Below are 14657 nucleotides of genomic sequence, written 5' to 3' on the forward strand. Positions count from 1 at the left end.
TAGGACTATTCTTGAAAGGAGAAACCCTTTAACAATACACTTGTTCTAACATAGCGGTAGTGAGAGATTTTTGGCCGTGATAATAGAGACGACGATTGAGACAACCGATCGATTTAACATAGGTAGATAGGGTTCCCAGATCATGGGAAATAATTAAAATAGTCATCCACTCATTCAATTCTTGCAACAGGGAAAAAATACTAGCACGCATTTGGGGATCGACACTGGCAGTGGGTTCATCTAAAATCAAGAGACGGGGTTCTACCGCTAAAGCGCGAGCGATATAAACCCGTTGGCGCTGTCCTCCCGAAAGTTCAGTAATCGACCTTTTTTTCAACGCTAACATTCCCACACTATCTAAAGCTTTATCTACCCTTAACTCATCTTTTTTACTATAGCCTTGCCAGAGTTTTTTGCTGCTCAATCTCCCCATTTTCACCACCTCACCCACAGTAATGGGAAATGAGCGATCGCATTCGACAAACTGCGGCACATAACCGACTAATTCCCGACCTTTTTCGACATTTTGCCCCAAAATACTGACTTCTCCCCGCCAAGGTTTAATTAATCCCAGTAAAACCTTAAGGAGGGTAGTTTTTCCTCCTCCATTCGGGCCGATAATTCCCAGGAAATCCAATTCTTCAATGGTTAAATTAATATCTTCGAGGATGGGTTCCTGTTCGTAGCCGGCCCAGAGATTATTAATGGTAATGATCGTTGACATATACAAGCAATTACTGATTTAAAACTGTGGCCATTTTTTGGGAAACTTGTCGCAGGTTTTCACTCCAATTTTCAGCAAAGGCACTGATAGGGATTACCTGTCCCCCAATTTCCCTAGCAATAGTTTCGGCGCTTTTCTGACTAAATTCTGGTTGAGTAAAAATAACTTTAATATTCTCTTTTTTGGCCTGTTTGATTAGTTGACCTAACTGGGCAGCACTGGGTTCATTACCGTCGATTTCGATCGCAATCATCTCTAAACCGTAATCTTGGGCAAAATAGCCCCATTCGGGATGAAATACCATAAATTTTTTGTTTTTAATCCCTGCCAAGTTTTGCCGAATTTCTTGATCTAATGCGTCTAATTCCTGACTGAATTTTTCCAAGTTAGCCCGATAGATAGCTTCCTGACTGGGATCGAGTTTTGCTAGGGTTTGATAAATAGTCTTTGCTTGTGCTTTGACTCGTTTTGGTGATAACCAAATATGGGGATCTAGGGTGTTTTTTCCAGCTTGATGTTTTTCTTCCTTGCTGTGATCATGATCGTGATCATGATCGTGATTATGTTCTGCTGTCAAAGGGATTTTATCTACTCCTTGACTGGTATCGACGATTAACATCTGTTGGTTAACACTGTTTAAGCGATCTTTCCAGGCATCCTCTAAGGATACACCGATTTTAAAGTAGGCTTGCGATTGGGCTGTGGTTTTTAATTGTTCGGGTTTTGGTTCATAGGTGTGGGGATCTGTCCCGGGTTGAATCATGGCATTAACACTGACTCTATCACCGCCGATGCGTTTGACGAAATATTCCTGCGGTACGATACTCACTGTCACCTGTAAGGGTGTCTTTGCTTCCTCTTCCTTGACCGAGGAATCGCTACAAGCTGTTAAGCTGGCTATAGTCAGGGTTAAAGCGATCGCTGTTAACTGGAATTTTTTACCCATCGGATTAACTGAGTCTGATTATGATTCTGATCTTATCACAGTCGGTGAGAATCGTTATCATTCTGAAAATATTTCGGTATAGATGTACTGGTTTTTCGTCCTTCGATCTTTCGCTCCCAATTAAAAAATTTTCTCTTGCTAACTAGGGCTTGACATGATATTATATAGATAATGGAAAATCCGTGCGCCTGCGACCCCCCTCTGGTCAAGTCAAATAAAGCCCAAAAAAATTAACCCCAAAAAGTAGTGGGTGAACTGATAACTGATACTTGCTAAGACTGCACCGGAGCAGGGAGAGGAAGCCTGAGCATTTGTACTAAAAATCCCAAGAGGCAGTATAAAAAATTCAGTAGAGCTTAACTAGAGCTTGCTGAATAAATCTAAAAACCGTGTTGGGTAAGACTTTTAGACTTTTTGGGAAATCAAAAAGTACCGGACATGAGAGTGATCGGGGGGAAAATTAAGTAATTGACCCCCTCAAAATCGGTAAAACCCCACACCCCACACCCTGTCCCCACGAAAAACTTTTTGCCGCAAACCCTAACTAAAAACCGAGTGCCGAACACGAAAAAATGACTTTTGCCTCCGTTATTCGCAACATTGAAAAATCGCCATTAACTGCCGAACTTATCCAAAAACTGGAGAAAAATGGCAATTTAACCCTAACCGGCCTTGCCCGCTTACCGAAAGGATTAATAGGCACAGCTTTCGCCCGTTGTCAAGGAAAAAATCTTTTAATTATCTGTGCCAATCTGGAAGAAGCGGCACGTTGGGCGGCACAATTAGAAGCGATGACGTGGAAAGGTGTTTTCTTTTATCCCACCTCGGAAGCTTGCCCCTACGAGAGATTTAATCGGGAATCCGAGATGATTTGGGGACAGATGCAGGTATTATCGACAATCAGTCATCAAGAGGCTGGAATGGCGATCGTTACCACCGAAAAGGCCCTGCAGCCCCATTTACCCCCTAGAGAGGTTTTCGAGAAATATAGCGATAATTTTGAGGTAGGAAGGGTTATAGAAGCCAAAAACCTCGATCTAACCCTAGCTAGATTAGGATATGAACGGGTTTCACTGGTAGAAACCGAAGGACAATGGAGTCGTCGCGGCGATATCGTTGATATTTTCCCAGTTTCGGCAGAATTACCGGTCAGGTTAGAATTTTTCGGCGATGAATTGGAAAAATTGCGAGAATTTGACCCTGCCACCCAAAGATCGCTCGATTCTATCCCCAATCTGCTTCTTACTCCCACTAGCTTCGCGGCGATGATTGCCCCTTCTCTCCCCCCGACAGTGGCCGATTATCTGGAGGCCGAAGAGCGAGAAAAATTGGCTAATGGCATTTATCCAGAGGGAATTGAGCGATTTTTAGGCTTGGCCTTCCGTCAACCTGCCTCTTTATTGGATTATCTCCCTGAAAATACCCTTATTGCCTTTGATGAACTGGAAAGCTGTCAAGCTAGAAGCGATCGCTGGATAGAATATATTGGGGAACGCTGGCAAGAGATAGAACCAGCTTTACCGCAAATTCACCGTTCTTTTGGCGAATCTTTGGAAATATCGGCCAAATTTCCCCATCTCTACCTCTCAGAAATAGACGATCACCTCTCCGAAAATAGCCTTAATCTCTCCAGTCGTCCGATTCCCACCAATCCGGGGCAATTCGCCAAACTAGCGGAAATTTTACGGGGAAAAAGAGAGATTTATAGCGGTATTAAAGTAAATAAGTACGCTACATGGTTAATATCTGCCCAACCCTCCCGCACAGTCTCGTTATTACAGGAACACGACTGTCCGGCCCAATTTATCCCCAATCCCCTTGATTTTGGGGCGATCGAGCGATTAATCATTCAAAACACCGCTACAGCCCTAAAATACTCAGGATTAGCTGAATTAGAAGGTTTTATCCTACCCACCTATCGCATAGTCGTCGTTACTGATCGAGAGTTCTTCGGACAACATCTTCTAAATACTGCTGGTTACGTCCGCAAACGTCGGCAAGCAGCCTCGGTACAGGTGGACGTGAACAAACTCCGTCCCCTCGATTTTGTAGTACATAAACACCATGGCATTGGGCAGTTTATCAAACTAGAAAAGCAGGAAAGCACAATTAGCGGAATAGTGCAAGGTCGAGATTATCTAGTTATTAAGTATGCCGATGGATTATTGCGGGTTCCTGCCGATTCTGTTGATAATCTCTCCCGTTATCGTCATACAGGTAATCAAGAGCCAGAATTACATAAAATCTCTGGCAAAGCGTGGGAAGCGACGAAAGCTCGCGTCAGGAAGTCGATTAAGAAGTTAGCGGTTGATTTAATCAATATTTACGCCCAACGGGCCAAAAAATCGGGTTTTGCCTATCCTATGGATAATCCCTGGCAGCGGGAGTTAGAGGATTCTTTTCCCTACCAACCCACTGCCGATCAATTAAAAGCGATACAGGATGTGAAACGGGATTTAGAAAGCGATCGCCCGATGGATCGCTTAGTCTGTGGGGATGTGGGTTTTGGTAAGACAGAAGTGGCGATTCGGGCTATTTTTAAAGCTGTCACCACGGGTCATAAACAGGTGGCTTTATTAGCACCAACAACGATTTTAACCCAACAACATTATCACACCCTAAAAGAACGTTTTGCTCCCTATCCCATTAATGTGGGTTTATTAAATCGTTTTCGCACCAATTCCGAGAAAAAAGATATCGTCCAGCGCTTGAAAACGGGGGAATTGGATATAGTAGTGGGTACTCAGTTGTTATTGAGTAAAGCGGTGGAGTTTAAAGATTTAGGATTATTGGTAATTGATGAAGAACAGCGTTTTGGGGTCAATCAAAAGGAAAAAATTAAGGCTTTTAAAAGTAATATTGATGTGTTAACCTTGAGTGCGACACCGATTCCCCGGACTCTTTATATGTCCCTTTCTGGGGTGCGAGAAATGAGTTTAATTACCACACCTCCCCCCTCTCGTCGTCCCATTCAAACCCACCTTTCTAGTTATAATTCTGATGTGATTAGAACGGCAATTCGCAACGAATTGGATCGGGGGGGACAGGTTTTTTATGTATTACCCAGAATCGAGGGGATTGAAGAAAAAGCGGCAGCAATTCAAGGGATGATTCCTGGTGCTAGAATTGCCATCGGCCACGGTCGTATGGATGAGTCCGAATTAGAGACCACCATGTTAGCATTTAATAATGGGGAAGCGGATATCTTAGTCTGTACGACTATTGTGGAGTCGGGGTTAGATATTCCCAGAGTTAACACGATTATCATTGAAGATGCCCAAAAATTCGGTTTAGCGCAACTCTATCAACTGCGGGGACGGGTGGGGCGATCGGGAGTACAAGCGCACGCGTGGTTACTTTATCCAGCCAAGGCAGAACTAACAGAAACCGCTCGGGAAAGATTAAAGGCAATTCAAGAATTTACCCAGTTAGGATCGGGGTATCAATTAGCGACTAGAGATCTGGAAATTCGCGGCGCTGGTAACTTATTGGGTGCGGAACAATCAGGACAAATGGAAGCGATCGGTTTTGATCTATATATGGAAATGTTACAGGAAGCTTTGCAGGAAATTCAAGGTCAAGAAATTCCCCAAGTGGAGGATACCCAAATCGATCTGAAATTAACTGCATTTATTCCTAACGATTATATATCCGATCCGGAGCAGAAAATGGATGTCTATCGGGCGATCGCTACTGCCAATTCTCAGAAAAATTTAGGACAAATTGCCGCCGATTTAGTCGATAGATACGGGGCAATTCCTTCACCGGTGGCACAATTATTTAAGGTAATCGAGTTAAAACATCTGGCTAAATCCCTCGGTTTTTCCCGCATTAAACCCGATGGAAAACAGCATATTATCCTCGAAACTCCCATGGAAGAGCCAGCGTGGAAATTATTACAAGAACACCTACCCCAACATATACAATCACGCTTTGTTTATAGTCCCAAACAGGTGACAGTTAGGGGTTTAGGATTGGTAAAACCACCACAGCAGTTAGATAGTTTATTGGACTGGTTAGCTAAATGTAAAGATGGTTTACCGACGGGCAATTAGATGGGGGCCACTCTAGATCTTTGCCGGGGTGTGTCTGGAAGAGGTTCTTTCCAGTAAGTAGGGTTGGCTGAAAAAGTTTGTTGGTGGGCTTAGGAGTCAGGCTTCGGCCGTAAGCTCAGCGTTCGACAAAAGCTCACGCGGCTCGACTGATCTCGCCGAACGTCCGAAGTCTCGCCGAACGTCCGAGGTCCGAACGGAGTAGGGAGTTTCAGGCTTTGTTGCCCTCCTTCTTCGTACTGATTTATGTACTATAAAAAGGATAATGCCAGGTTTTTGAATGTCCCAATCCTATTTTCGCAGCATGAACATCGGATTTTAACAGGTCAAAAGCCTTATTTTAAAAGGGTTTTACCATTATTCAGCAAGCCCGACTTAGAGATATCCATCTTCTAAATATCTCCGTAAATCTTTGGTGCGCTCCTCGGTGACATCTGCCAAACAATTACTGTAAATCATGGGAGCTATAGAGCCTCCCTCAAACTCACTTCTTTCAAATTCGCAACTGCTGTCTCTAAACTTAATCCAAGCTTGTTGGGCGGTAATTAATTTTTGTTTGCGAGCAGCTGACAGTTTTGGCAGTAGTTGTCGATAAACTTGATTTAACTTGCGATCGGCGTTTTGATAGGCTATGCCAGCACAAATGTTCATTTCGCTTTGAGTCTGGGGATTGTTACAGTTAGGGCGTTGAGCTAGTTGCAACTCCGTCGCTCCAGATGTGGGACTTGCAATGCCAGGGGTAGTCATCCCGACGGCCAATAAACTGGCTATGCTTAATACGGTTAGCGAAAACTCGCCCATGGCCATTTACTCTAATGATGGTAAGAATAGGATAACAGAAATGCGATCAAAGCGATCGGACGGAAAATCAGTTTGTTTTGGCTGAGTTTATTTCTTAGGTGAGGATATTGTCTGACCGTTATTGAGAATATCGGGAATCGGTAACTAAAAAACCCAGACGGGAACTCTTTTGTAAGCGGGGGTTCCACAGCGAGGCTTGATTTTAGCCTTGAATAAAATATTGGCTTCGGGGTAAAACATAAAGCCAACCCCCTCGCGAATCCGACCGAAAATAAGTTCGATATTTTCTAATTTGCCGGCATCTCCTTGGACGATGACTCTTTGATGTTCTTGAAGGCCCGCTTTTTTGGCATCCTCGGCGTTCATTAATAAACAATGACGGTGGGGCATTCCCCAATATTTATCGCCCACTTGATAAACGACGGTCTTATGTTGTCCATAACTGCGTCCCGTTCCGAGAATCAGGGCAATTCCGGGGGCATTCTAAATTTTGTTCGATCAAAAATTTTTGTAATCCGACGAATAGGGCGGTGTCGCTACCCGGAATCGGCTGTAGGTAGAGAGTAGAAATATCGGAACCGCCCCGCAATAGGGATTTAATCGGAAAAGCGGGCGAGGAGAATTTGACCAATCCGATTTCAATTTGCGGGTTAATAATAATAATTTTACCGCCGCGATCACGAATTTGAATTAATTCATTGATCAGGCGGGGATGATTAGCGGGGGCGTTAGAACCGATCAATACCACACAATCGGCTTGTTTTAAGCTTTCCAGACTGACCATCGAAGTTCCGGAGCCGAAAACCTGTTTTAATCCTACGGTGGAGGCGGCATGACAGAGATCGGAACAATCGGCTAAATTATTACTTCCTAATGCCAGGAAAAATAATTGTAAGAGATAGGCGGCTTCATTAGAAGAACGTCCCGAACTATAGGAGGCAATGGTCTCGGACGGTTGACGAAAAGCTTGTTCGGCTAATCGATAAACTTCTTCCCAGCTAATACGTTGATAGTGACTTTCTCCGGTTTTTAAGAGGACGGGATAACTGAAACGACCCAAAAAGCCCAGTCTAAACCTTACGATGAGGCCGTTGAATTGTTGGTCAAATTAAGAGACTTAGCCGAATATCAAAACCGCTTGCCCGTTTTCCAAGAGCGTCTGAACCAGATTTACGAACAGTACAGTAACCGTTCGGGATTGAAGAGGAGGTTACAAGAAGTAGGACTTACTGACAGTAAGTGAATCGCTCTTGAATTTTCTATGTCTCGGATAATTTCAACATGAATTAAACAACCATGTTGAGTTTGTTGTCAACCTTCGGAGATAATCAGGTATTGATTTATGTCCATTTTTTTAAATTCCAAAAGTGTTAAGAATTATGTGCGATTGCCCCACCTCTTGACTAAGTAGGTAGAGCAAGTTTCTTTGTTCTATGTTAAGATATTGAGGGCTTCGTTTTTGGGTCTGATTTGTTGTTGTATTGATCGGACAGTAAATGATGAGCCTTTTTCTGTCAACTCTTGAGGTTGATGCGTTTCATTGTTGAAGGCGAACCGATGAAATATTTATTAACAAAATCACTAATTGCCACGGCGGGAATTAGCTTCTTCACTCTCCTTTCTCCTTTCAAAGCCCTAGCGGCCACCTTCGATAGTTTTCAGGTATTCGGCGATAGCTTATCGGATCCGGGAAATTTATATCGACTAACGGGCAATTCTTACCCGCCTAGTCCCCCCTACGCGAACGGGCGCTTTTCTAACGGTTCGCTCTGGATCGAGTATTTACAGCAGGATTTCGGACTGCCGAATAGCGCGGCGCTGAATCTTGCCTACGGCGGAGCCACCAGCGGCCAGGAGAACGTGGCCGAACTCTTGTTCGAGGGGGATTTTCCAGGATTACTCGACGAGATCGGCGCGTTCGCCGCGAACCCGTCTCTATCAACTTTCGACGCTCGCGATCTCTTCGTCGTCTGGGCCGGAGCTAACGACTATCTTTTCGGTTTTAGTACCGACCCCGATGTCGTAGTCGGTAACATTATCGCCGCGGTTCAAACTCTGATCTCCCCCGCGGTCGGGGCGAAAACGGTGATCGTTCCGAATCTACCAGACCTCGGGAAATTACCCAGTCAGGCGGGAATATCAGAGATGACTGATCTAGCCCTAGAGCATAATCAGAAATTAGCCGCGGCGCTTCAAGTCCTCCAAAACGCTCCCTCGACCGCGGCCACTCTGATCCCGCTAGATATCTACTCTCTCTTCGAGAACACCTACAACGATCCGTCTCGCTACGGTTTAACCAACGTCACGGACGCTTGTTTGAATACCACTACCGGGCAGATCTGCGCCAATCCCTCCGCGTATCTTTTCTGGGACAGTTTCCATCCCACGACCGTTACCCATCAAGCGATCGCAGGTCTCGCCTCGACAACCCTCACCAGCATTCCCGAACCGGACGCGACAGGTGCGATCATTATCGTCGCTTTTGTCGGTTTGGGTGTTAAAGTGGCGCAGGTAAGGATGAAACAGCCCTGCTCTCATACTAAATCCGTTGAGTATAGGCTACATATCAGTAGAGGCACTCTTGCAATAGGTAAAAGCGGAAATAAATAATCAGTTTTTAATAACCAGATTTAGTATTATGGGGTAAGCCTTCAAGCGATCGCTAACTAACAGAAACCCGAAATTTGAGTTTTTATTAGAAAAAAAGTTAGCGATCGCTTGTCAAGCAAGGGTTTGAGAATCTGGATTCGGTCAGGGATTTGCGAAAGTTCCAGAAGAGCGTTAGGGACTTGCGTATTAATGAATTACCGTCTAGACTGGAAAAGCAACTTGTTGCCCCCACTTTCGACTATGGTAACTGAACTGACTGAAAAAATCAAATCAAGCTTGAAAGATGCGGCAAAAAAGCTGACAGGTTTTAAGAAAAGGGCTTTTATGGCGCAAGTAACCATAGACTATTTTAACTCTTCGCCGCGCCGGGCTGAAACAGAATTGGGATGGTCTAGACAGGCAATAGCAACGGGATTAAAAGAGCTAGAAACTGGGATTATTTGTGTTGATAACTATCGTGCTAGGGGGAGAAAAAAAACGGAGGAACTGCTGCCAAACTTAGAGGAAGATATTAAGAGTTTAGTGGATATTTACTGGCAAGAAGACCCTAAAATTCAATCAACTTTTGCTTTAAAAAAAATTAGTGCCAGAGCGGTAAGAGAGGCATTAAAAGAAGAAAAAGGCTATTCAGATGAACAATTGCCTTCCCGTCAAACTATTGGAGATATTTTGAATCGAATGGGCTATAGTTTAAAAAAAAAGAAAAATAAAACCGCTCAAAAAAATCACAAAAACTGAGGAAATTTTTGACAACATTAAGATAGGCAATTTATCTGTCCATGGCAAAGCCCGCCATTTATAACCTTTAAAAGCCGATGACCATGATAGTTAATGGACTGCTGTTTTAGTCCCTTTAGGAATTCTAGATGTCAGTGGAGAACGCCTGTGAATTTACTTTGTTAAATCGGCTGAAACCTCAGATTTTGTAGTAGATTGTTTAGAGTTGTGGGGGCAAGAAAATCAAGCAATCTATCCAGGGTTAGAAGAATTATTAATTGATTTAGACGGAGGAGTAGCCACTCGCAGCAACCGCAGCCAATTTATCAAAATAATGGAAGACTTTGCCCAAAAAAAGCAGTTGCAAATACGGCTGATCTACTACTGGCTTTACCATAGTAAATATAATCCAATTGAAAGGTGTTGGGCAGTCTTCGAGAACTATTGGAATGGGGCAATTTTAGGTTCAATTGATGCGGATCTTAATTGGGCTTCTAATATGACTGGGAAGGGCATAAAGCCTCTAGTGCATTTGGTAGAAGGAACTTATGAAAAAGGGGTTAAGGTTTTGGCTAAAGAACTAGAACAATTGCCACCTTTCAACCCACATTCCGCACCCTCAACTGTCACAGATCAAAAAAGCCATTAAAGTAGTACATAATAACTAAAATTAATTCAAAGGTTAAAAGGGTTAATGAGAATATATAGCATTAAAAGGGGTATGGAGCGAGAAAGAGAAAATTCAAGAGAAAAAAATAATTGTTCAGAAAACAAGAAATAATTGATTACAATAAGTAGTCGTGCAAAATTAATTTCCTAGTGAAGATAGGCAAGAGGCAAGAGCGGGGTTAGATATGTGTAATTAATTTTGCTTAGGTACTTAGAAGTAGTGGAGGAATCTGTTGTGAAATTAAAACCCCAAGAAATAGAAATTCAGAACATAGACCATCTAGGGATAGTGGCAGGAATAATAGACTCAATCGGAATAGTAGAAATAATAAACGAATTGATAGGAGTCGAAAAAGACGAAAAAGTAAATGCAGGTCAAGTAGTAAAAGCCATGATAATCAACGGGTTAGGATTTGTTTCCAAACCCTTATATATGTTTCCCGAATATTTTGAAACAATCGCCTGTGAACATCTAATAGGAACAGGAGTAAAACCAGAATATCTCAACGACGATAAATTGGGGAGAGTCATGGATAAACTATTTATAAAAGGATTAGATACAATATTTGGTGGTGATTCTGTAGTAGTGATGGCGGCTTAATCCTTTGCCAGTTGTGCATTGTAGTCATGGATAAAATACCAAACAGCCCCAACGTGATTCTCCATTTTTTTAGAGAAAGATAGACTCTCTCTCACCAACCGAGAAATCCTTTGTCGAAAGGTATTATTTAATCTTTCAATATGATTAGTTTGACCAGTTTCTTTCCCGACTGGTCGATGACGTTTACTGGGAATTACTGTCTTATATGACTCCCAAAAGTCTGTGTAAGCAACTGCACATTGTCGGTAAACACCTGGTAAACTAGCCCAAAGTTTTTTGGCTGATTGACGACTCCTATCTCCTAAATAGCAACCAATAATTTCTCTTGTATTTCTATCAATTGCCAGCCAAATATAGACCTTTATCGTCTTAGAAAAAACAAAAGACCACATTTCATCACATTCTATAACCAATTTACCTTTTGGTTTGTCCGAAACCTTTATTTGACGGGGGACAGCCGCCAGTTTATTGTTGACATAATTTTGTAACCATGACCAACTTACCCCTGTTACTCTAGCAATTCCTCGTAAGGAAATTCGTTCGAGCAAGAGTTTATCAATTAATTGTTTGGTTTCGTCAGAGACGGTTTTATTAGTGGGATTGATCACAAACTGACGACCACATTCTTTACATTGACGTTTGGGTTTTCCATTATGAATAGAACCATTCTTGATCGTATGGTGAGAACCACAATTAGGACAGGGGAACGGAGGTGAACTAGGGGGGGGACTTTGTTCGGTGCTAGACTGATATTTCAGTAAGCCAGACAGGAGCCAGAAAAAGATATTTATCAGAAAAGTCATGATCAAGCTAGAGGTTTAAAGACTGATTCGAGCCAATTATTTTTATTAATAAATATTTTACACAATTCATACCAGGTAAGCAAGAGAGCTACGCCACTACTACCGAATCATTACCCAATATTTTTCATCATCGCAGTAAAAGCCGCCCAAAAATTTGGAGTATCACTATCAACATCACATCTAGACTCATCATCAATCCACGTACATGGGCAGTATAACACTAGCTTACCAGAAGTAATATTTGAGAATCAAAAAATAGGAAATAACCAAGAATTAGAAGAAATAGCAGTAAAATCACCAAAAGAAATAACCATCACTTATGGTTATTCTCGTGACCATCGGCCGGACTTAAAACAGTTCATCATAGAAATGATATGTTCAGGAGATGGAGACATCCCAATATTTTTGAAACTAGCATCAGGAAACCAAGCAGACTCATCATGTTTTGGTCAAATAGCAGTAGAATATCACAAACAATTAGAAGTTAATAGTCTCATGGTTGCTGACTCTGCCTTATATACAGAATCAAACCTGAAAATGATGTCAGATTTACAGTGGTTATGTCGAGTACCATTAAGCATAAAAGCAGCAAAATCATTAATATCAACAATACCAGAATCAGAATTTATTGATAGTACAATACCAGGATATAAATTAGTATCAAAAACCGAAAATTATGCAGGAATAGAACAAAGATGGTTAGTAGTACAAAGTCAAGAAAGAAGAGAATCAGACCTGCGTAAACTAACCCAAAAAATTACCAAAGCCGAATCAAAAGCGGTTCTTGATTTGAAAAAGTTATCACAAGAGAGATTTGCTTGTGAAGCAGATGCTATCAAGGCATTATCAAAATTATCAACCCAGTTCAAATATCACCAAATTAACGAAAGTAAGGTTACTCCAGCCAAATCTAATAAAAAAGATTCTCTAAATGAAATATCCTACCAAATATCAGCTACAGTCTGCCAGGATGAAAGTAAAATTAATACAGAATTGCTGAGTGCAGGATGTTTTATTATTGCTACGAATGTTTTAGATTCACAGGAACTTAGTGATGATTCTATGCTCAGGGAATATAAAGCTCAACAATCATGTGAACGGGGGTTTGGTTTTCTCAAAGACCCATTATTTTTTGCCGATAGTATTTTCCTTAAAAGTCCTGAGAGAATAGAGTCTATGGGAATGATTATGGGTTTATGTCTCTTGGTTTATACATTGGCTCAACGTCAAATTAGAAATGCTCTGAAAGAGTCTAAATCAACAATTAAAAATCAATTAGGTAAAGCAACTAATTCCCCTACTTTACGCTGGATTTTTCAATGCTTTCATTGTATTCATTTGATTACACTTAATCAGGAGGAACATATTTCTAATTGGAATAAGGACAGAGATTTTATCTTGCGTCTTTTACCAGATGATTGTTTACGTTACTATCAATTAGCCACCTAATTATTATCTCTATCAATTTAATTTCTATGAGTGAACATGAGCTAATATCTTTGATTTATAGCTCCACTTTACTATGTCTATAATTTAGTTTTTTACTTTAATTGATTAGTCTAAATTATGATTTATCTCTTGGATTTCTTCTTTTATTTATCTGTTGACTCCTCTAGGTGGTGTTAATTCTTATTGCTCCTTATTGAGAATAGGTTTTGATGCCATTTTTGGTGCTTTACTGTTTCTCAAATGCCTTTTTTCGCTCCTTATGTTTATTTTTATGCTCACTTTGATTTTTTCTCTCCGTAATTTCTCTCTGTGACAGCTTAGGGTGCGGAATGTGGGTTTCAACGCAGCGTTCTCAAACTTTGCCCAAATGGGATGTGACGGTTCTCCCCTCCTAGCTGGCATCTTATTTTTACGCAATTTCCTAACCATCCCTCGATCTTTGGCCCTATTAACCGAACCGACAAAAACTGGCAGTGCCAGCGGTTCCAGCAAACCACCTTTAAAAGAATTGGGTAAACATCCCGACGAGGGGGAATCGGTGGGATTGTAGGACGGTCCCTAGGGAGTTTATATACTTTGCACGGCAAGACCAACGCTAAGATTCCAGAGGGAGAGACGGCCGAAACCCTCACCCTAGAACGAGCTTTAGTGGCACTAGCGACCAAGACAACCGCCGCCCAGAAAACCACCCCCCAGAAAACTACTTGCCCAGGCCGTCGGTTTCCGATTCCTGTTCTACAAGAGAGGCAATCACCCCCCTGACTTTTTCCTGCCAATTATCGATCTCTTTCAGCTTGGCATATTGAGAGGGCGGCAGCCTTAACGTCAGTTTGGCGCTGCAAGGCTCTTCTCTCTCTGTGGAGAACTGGTGTTTTACTAGGTCGGGGTTGCCCCCTGGTCTTCCTCTCATCTCATCTTTCCTCCTATTCTTAGCCTCAGTCTAGCATGACGACAGGATATAAAAGACCTCTTGCAAAAATCAAAAATCTTCCGTTAGGTGAGGAGTCAGGAGCCAGTAGTCAGGAGTCAGGAGAATTAAGATGGTCTATTTAGGGTTTGCGGCAAAAAGTAGGGGCGAAGCATTCGGGCAATAACCTATCGCTGAAACCGTAGATTTTCTATCCGAATGCTTCGCCCCTACAGGACGCAAGCGCCGATCAAGATGCAAGGTTTTTGAGCCACTAGCTGGAAAATCTTGCAGCTGCTTCACCAAAAAAGCACCAAACCCCTTAGCTCGTCTATATTTCACATTTATTCAGCCAACCCTAATTATGTAAGAGGGTTA

Annotated in this window: 12 protein-coding genes and 2 pseudogenes; 8 read left to right on the forward strand and 6 right to left on the reverse strand. The window is 42.2% G+C overall.

Annotated elements, in window-relative coordinates; all coding sequences use genetic code 11:
• Positions 1–28: 28 nt before the first annotated feature.
• Both B5D77_RS23360 and B5D77_RS23365 read right to left on the reverse strand, forming a co-directional pair.
• The gene (locus tag B5D77_RS23360) at positions 29–724 is read right to left on the reverse strand and encodes a metal ABC transporter ATP-binding protein (protein ID WP_106909739.1); all 696 of its coding nucleotides are present in this window, start codon (positions 722–724) and stop codon (positions 29–31) included.
• A 10-nt stretch (positions 725–734) separates the two neighbouring features.
• Positions 735–1670 (reverse strand): metal ABC transporter solute-binding protein, Zn/Mn family, encoded by a 936-nt coding sequence (locus B5D77_RS23365; RefSeq protein WP_106909740.1) that lies wholly within the window; start codon positions 1668–1670, stop codon positions 735–737.
• Positions 1671–2242: 572 nt separating this feature from the next.
• Here B5D77_RS23365 and mfd point away from each other — a divergent pair.
• On the forward strand, positions 2243–5725 hold the full coding sequence (gene mfd, locus B5D77_RS23370; protein WP_106909741.1) for a transcription-repair coupling factor: 3483 nt from the start codon (positions 2243–2245) through the stop codon (positions 5723–5725).
• A gap of 372 nt (positions 5726–6097) precedes the next feature.
• Here mfd and B5D77_RS23375 read toward each other — a convergent pair whose 3' ends face one another.
• The gene (locus B5D77_RS23375; RefSeq protein ID WP_106909742.1) at positions 6098–6523 is read right to left on the reverse strand and encodes a lysozyme inhibitor LprI family protein; all 426 of its coding nucleotides are present in this window, start codon (positions 6521–6523) and stop codon (positions 6098–6100) included.
• A 144-nt stretch (positions 6524–6667) separates the two neighbouring features.
• Positions 6668–7583, reverse strand: a pseudogene (locus tag B5D77_RS23380) (molybdopterin dinucleotide binding domain-containing protein); the annotation flags it as partial.
• Positions 7584–8053: 470 nt separating this feature from the next.
• Here B5D77_RS23380 and B5D77_RS23390 point away from each other — a divergent pair.
• The 4 genes and pseudogenes from B5D77_RS23390 to B5D77_RS23405 form a co-directional block, all read left to right on the forward strand.
• Positions 8054–9133, forward strand: a complete 1080-nt coding sequence (locus B5D77_RS23390; RefSeq protein WP_106909743.1) for an SGNH/GDSL hydrolase family protein — start codon at positions 8054–8056, stop codon at positions 9131–9133.
• Positions 9134–9256: 123 nt separating this feature from the next.
• Positions 9257–9871, forward strand: coding sequence for a hypothetical protein (locus tag B5D77_RS23395; RefSeq protein ID WP_149978287.1), 615 nt, complete (start codon positions 9257–9259; stop codon positions 9869–9871).
• Positions 9872–10076: 205 nt separating this feature from the next.
• Entirely contained in the window at positions 10077–10499 is a 423-nt protein-coding gene (locus tag B5D77_RS26800) for a hypothetical protein (protein ID WP_254053011.1), read from the forward strand.
• 255 nt (positions 10500–10754) lie between these two features.
• Positions 10755–11087 (forward strand): annotated as a pseudogene (locus B5D77_RS23405) (DUF4277 domain-containing protein); the annotation flags it as partial.
• Between the two features lie 29 nt (positions 11088–11116).
• Here the strand turns inward: B5D77_RS23405 and B5D77_RS23410 are convergent.
• A complete protein-coding gene (locus tag B5D77_RS23410; protein ID WP_254052957.1) occupies positions 11117–11923 on the reverse strand; it encodes an IS1 family transposase in 807 nt (268 codons plus the stop codon).
• Between the two features lie 129 nt (positions 11924–12052).
• Here B5D77_RS23410 and B5D77_RS23415 point away from each other — a divergent pair, with 129 nt between their 5' ends.
• The 3 genes from B5D77_RS23415 (at position 12053) to B5D77_RS27540 (ending at position 14134) form a co-directional block, all read left to right on the forward strand.
• Positions 12053–13372, forward strand: a complete 1320-nt coding sequence (locus B5D77_RS23415; RefSeq protein WP_254053093.1) for an IS1634 family transposase — start codon at positions 12053–12055, stop codon at positions 13370–13372.
• 367 nt (positions 13373–13739) lie between these two features.
• Entirely contained in the window at positions 13740–13922 is a 183-nt protein-coding gene (locus B5D77_RS27535) for a hypothetical protein (RefSeq protein WP_051011161.1), read from the forward strand.
• 26 nt (positions 13923–13948) lie between these two features.
• The gene (locus tag B5D77_RS27540; RefSeq protein WP_008199388.1) at positions 13949–14134 is read left to right on the forward strand and encodes a topoisomerase C-terminal repeat-containing protein; all 186 of its coding nucleotides are present in this window, start codon (positions 13949–13951) and stop codon (positions 14132–14134) included.
• Here B5D77_RS27540 and B5D77_RS23430 read toward each other — a convergent pair.
• Positions 14073–14282, reverse strand: a complete 210-nt coding sequence (locus B5D77_RS23430; protein WP_039899715.1) for a hypothetical protein — start codon at positions 14280–14282, stop codon at positions 14073–14075. The two genes, B5D77_RS27540 and B5D77_RS23430, sit on opposite strands and share 62 nt — an antisense overlap.
• Positions 14283–14657 lie beyond the last annotated feature (375 nt).

Origin of the sequence: Microcystis sp. MC19, assembly GCF_003019735.1 — a bacterium.
GTDB lineage: Bacteria > Cyanobacteriota > Cyanobacteriia > Cyanobacteriales > Microcystaceae > Microcystis.

What these genes read in the sequence shown, in the direction of transcription:
- B5D77_RS23375 (WP_106909742.1), bottom strand. Translation starts at nt 6,523, where the DNA reads ATGGGCGAGTTTTCGCTAACCGTATTAAGCATAGCCAGTTTATTGGCC.
- B5D77_RS23360 (WP_106909739.1), bottom strand. Translation starts at nt 724, where the DNA reads ATGTCAACGATCATTACCATTAATAATCTCTGGGCCGGCTACGAACAG.
- B5D77_RS27535 (WP_051011161.1), top strand. Translation starts at nt 13,740, where the DNA reads ATGGGATGTGACGGTTCTCCCCTCCTAGCTGGCATCTTATTTTTACGC.
- mfd (WP_106909741.1), top strand. Translation starts at nt 2,243, where the DNA reads ATGACTTTTGCCTCCGTTATTCGCAACATTGAAAAATCGCCATTAACT.
- B5D77_RS23390 (WP_106909743.1), top strand. Translation starts at nt 8,054, where the DNA reads ATGCGTTTCATTGTTGAAGGCGAACCGATGAAATATTTATTAACAAAA.
- B5D77_RS23430 (WP_039899715.1), bottom strand. Translation starts at nt 14,282, where the DNA reads ATGAGAGGAAGACCAGGGGGCAACCCCGACCTAGTAAAACACCAGTTC.
- B5D77_RS23410 (WP_254052957.1), bottom strand. Translation starts at nt 11,923, where the DNA reads ATGACTTTTCTGATAAATATCTTTTTCTGGCTCCTGTCTGGCTTACTG.
- B5D77_RS23365 (WP_106909740.1), bottom strand. Translation starts at nt 1,670, where the DNA reads ATGGGTAAAAAATTCCAGTTAACAGCGATCGCTTTAACCCTGACTATA.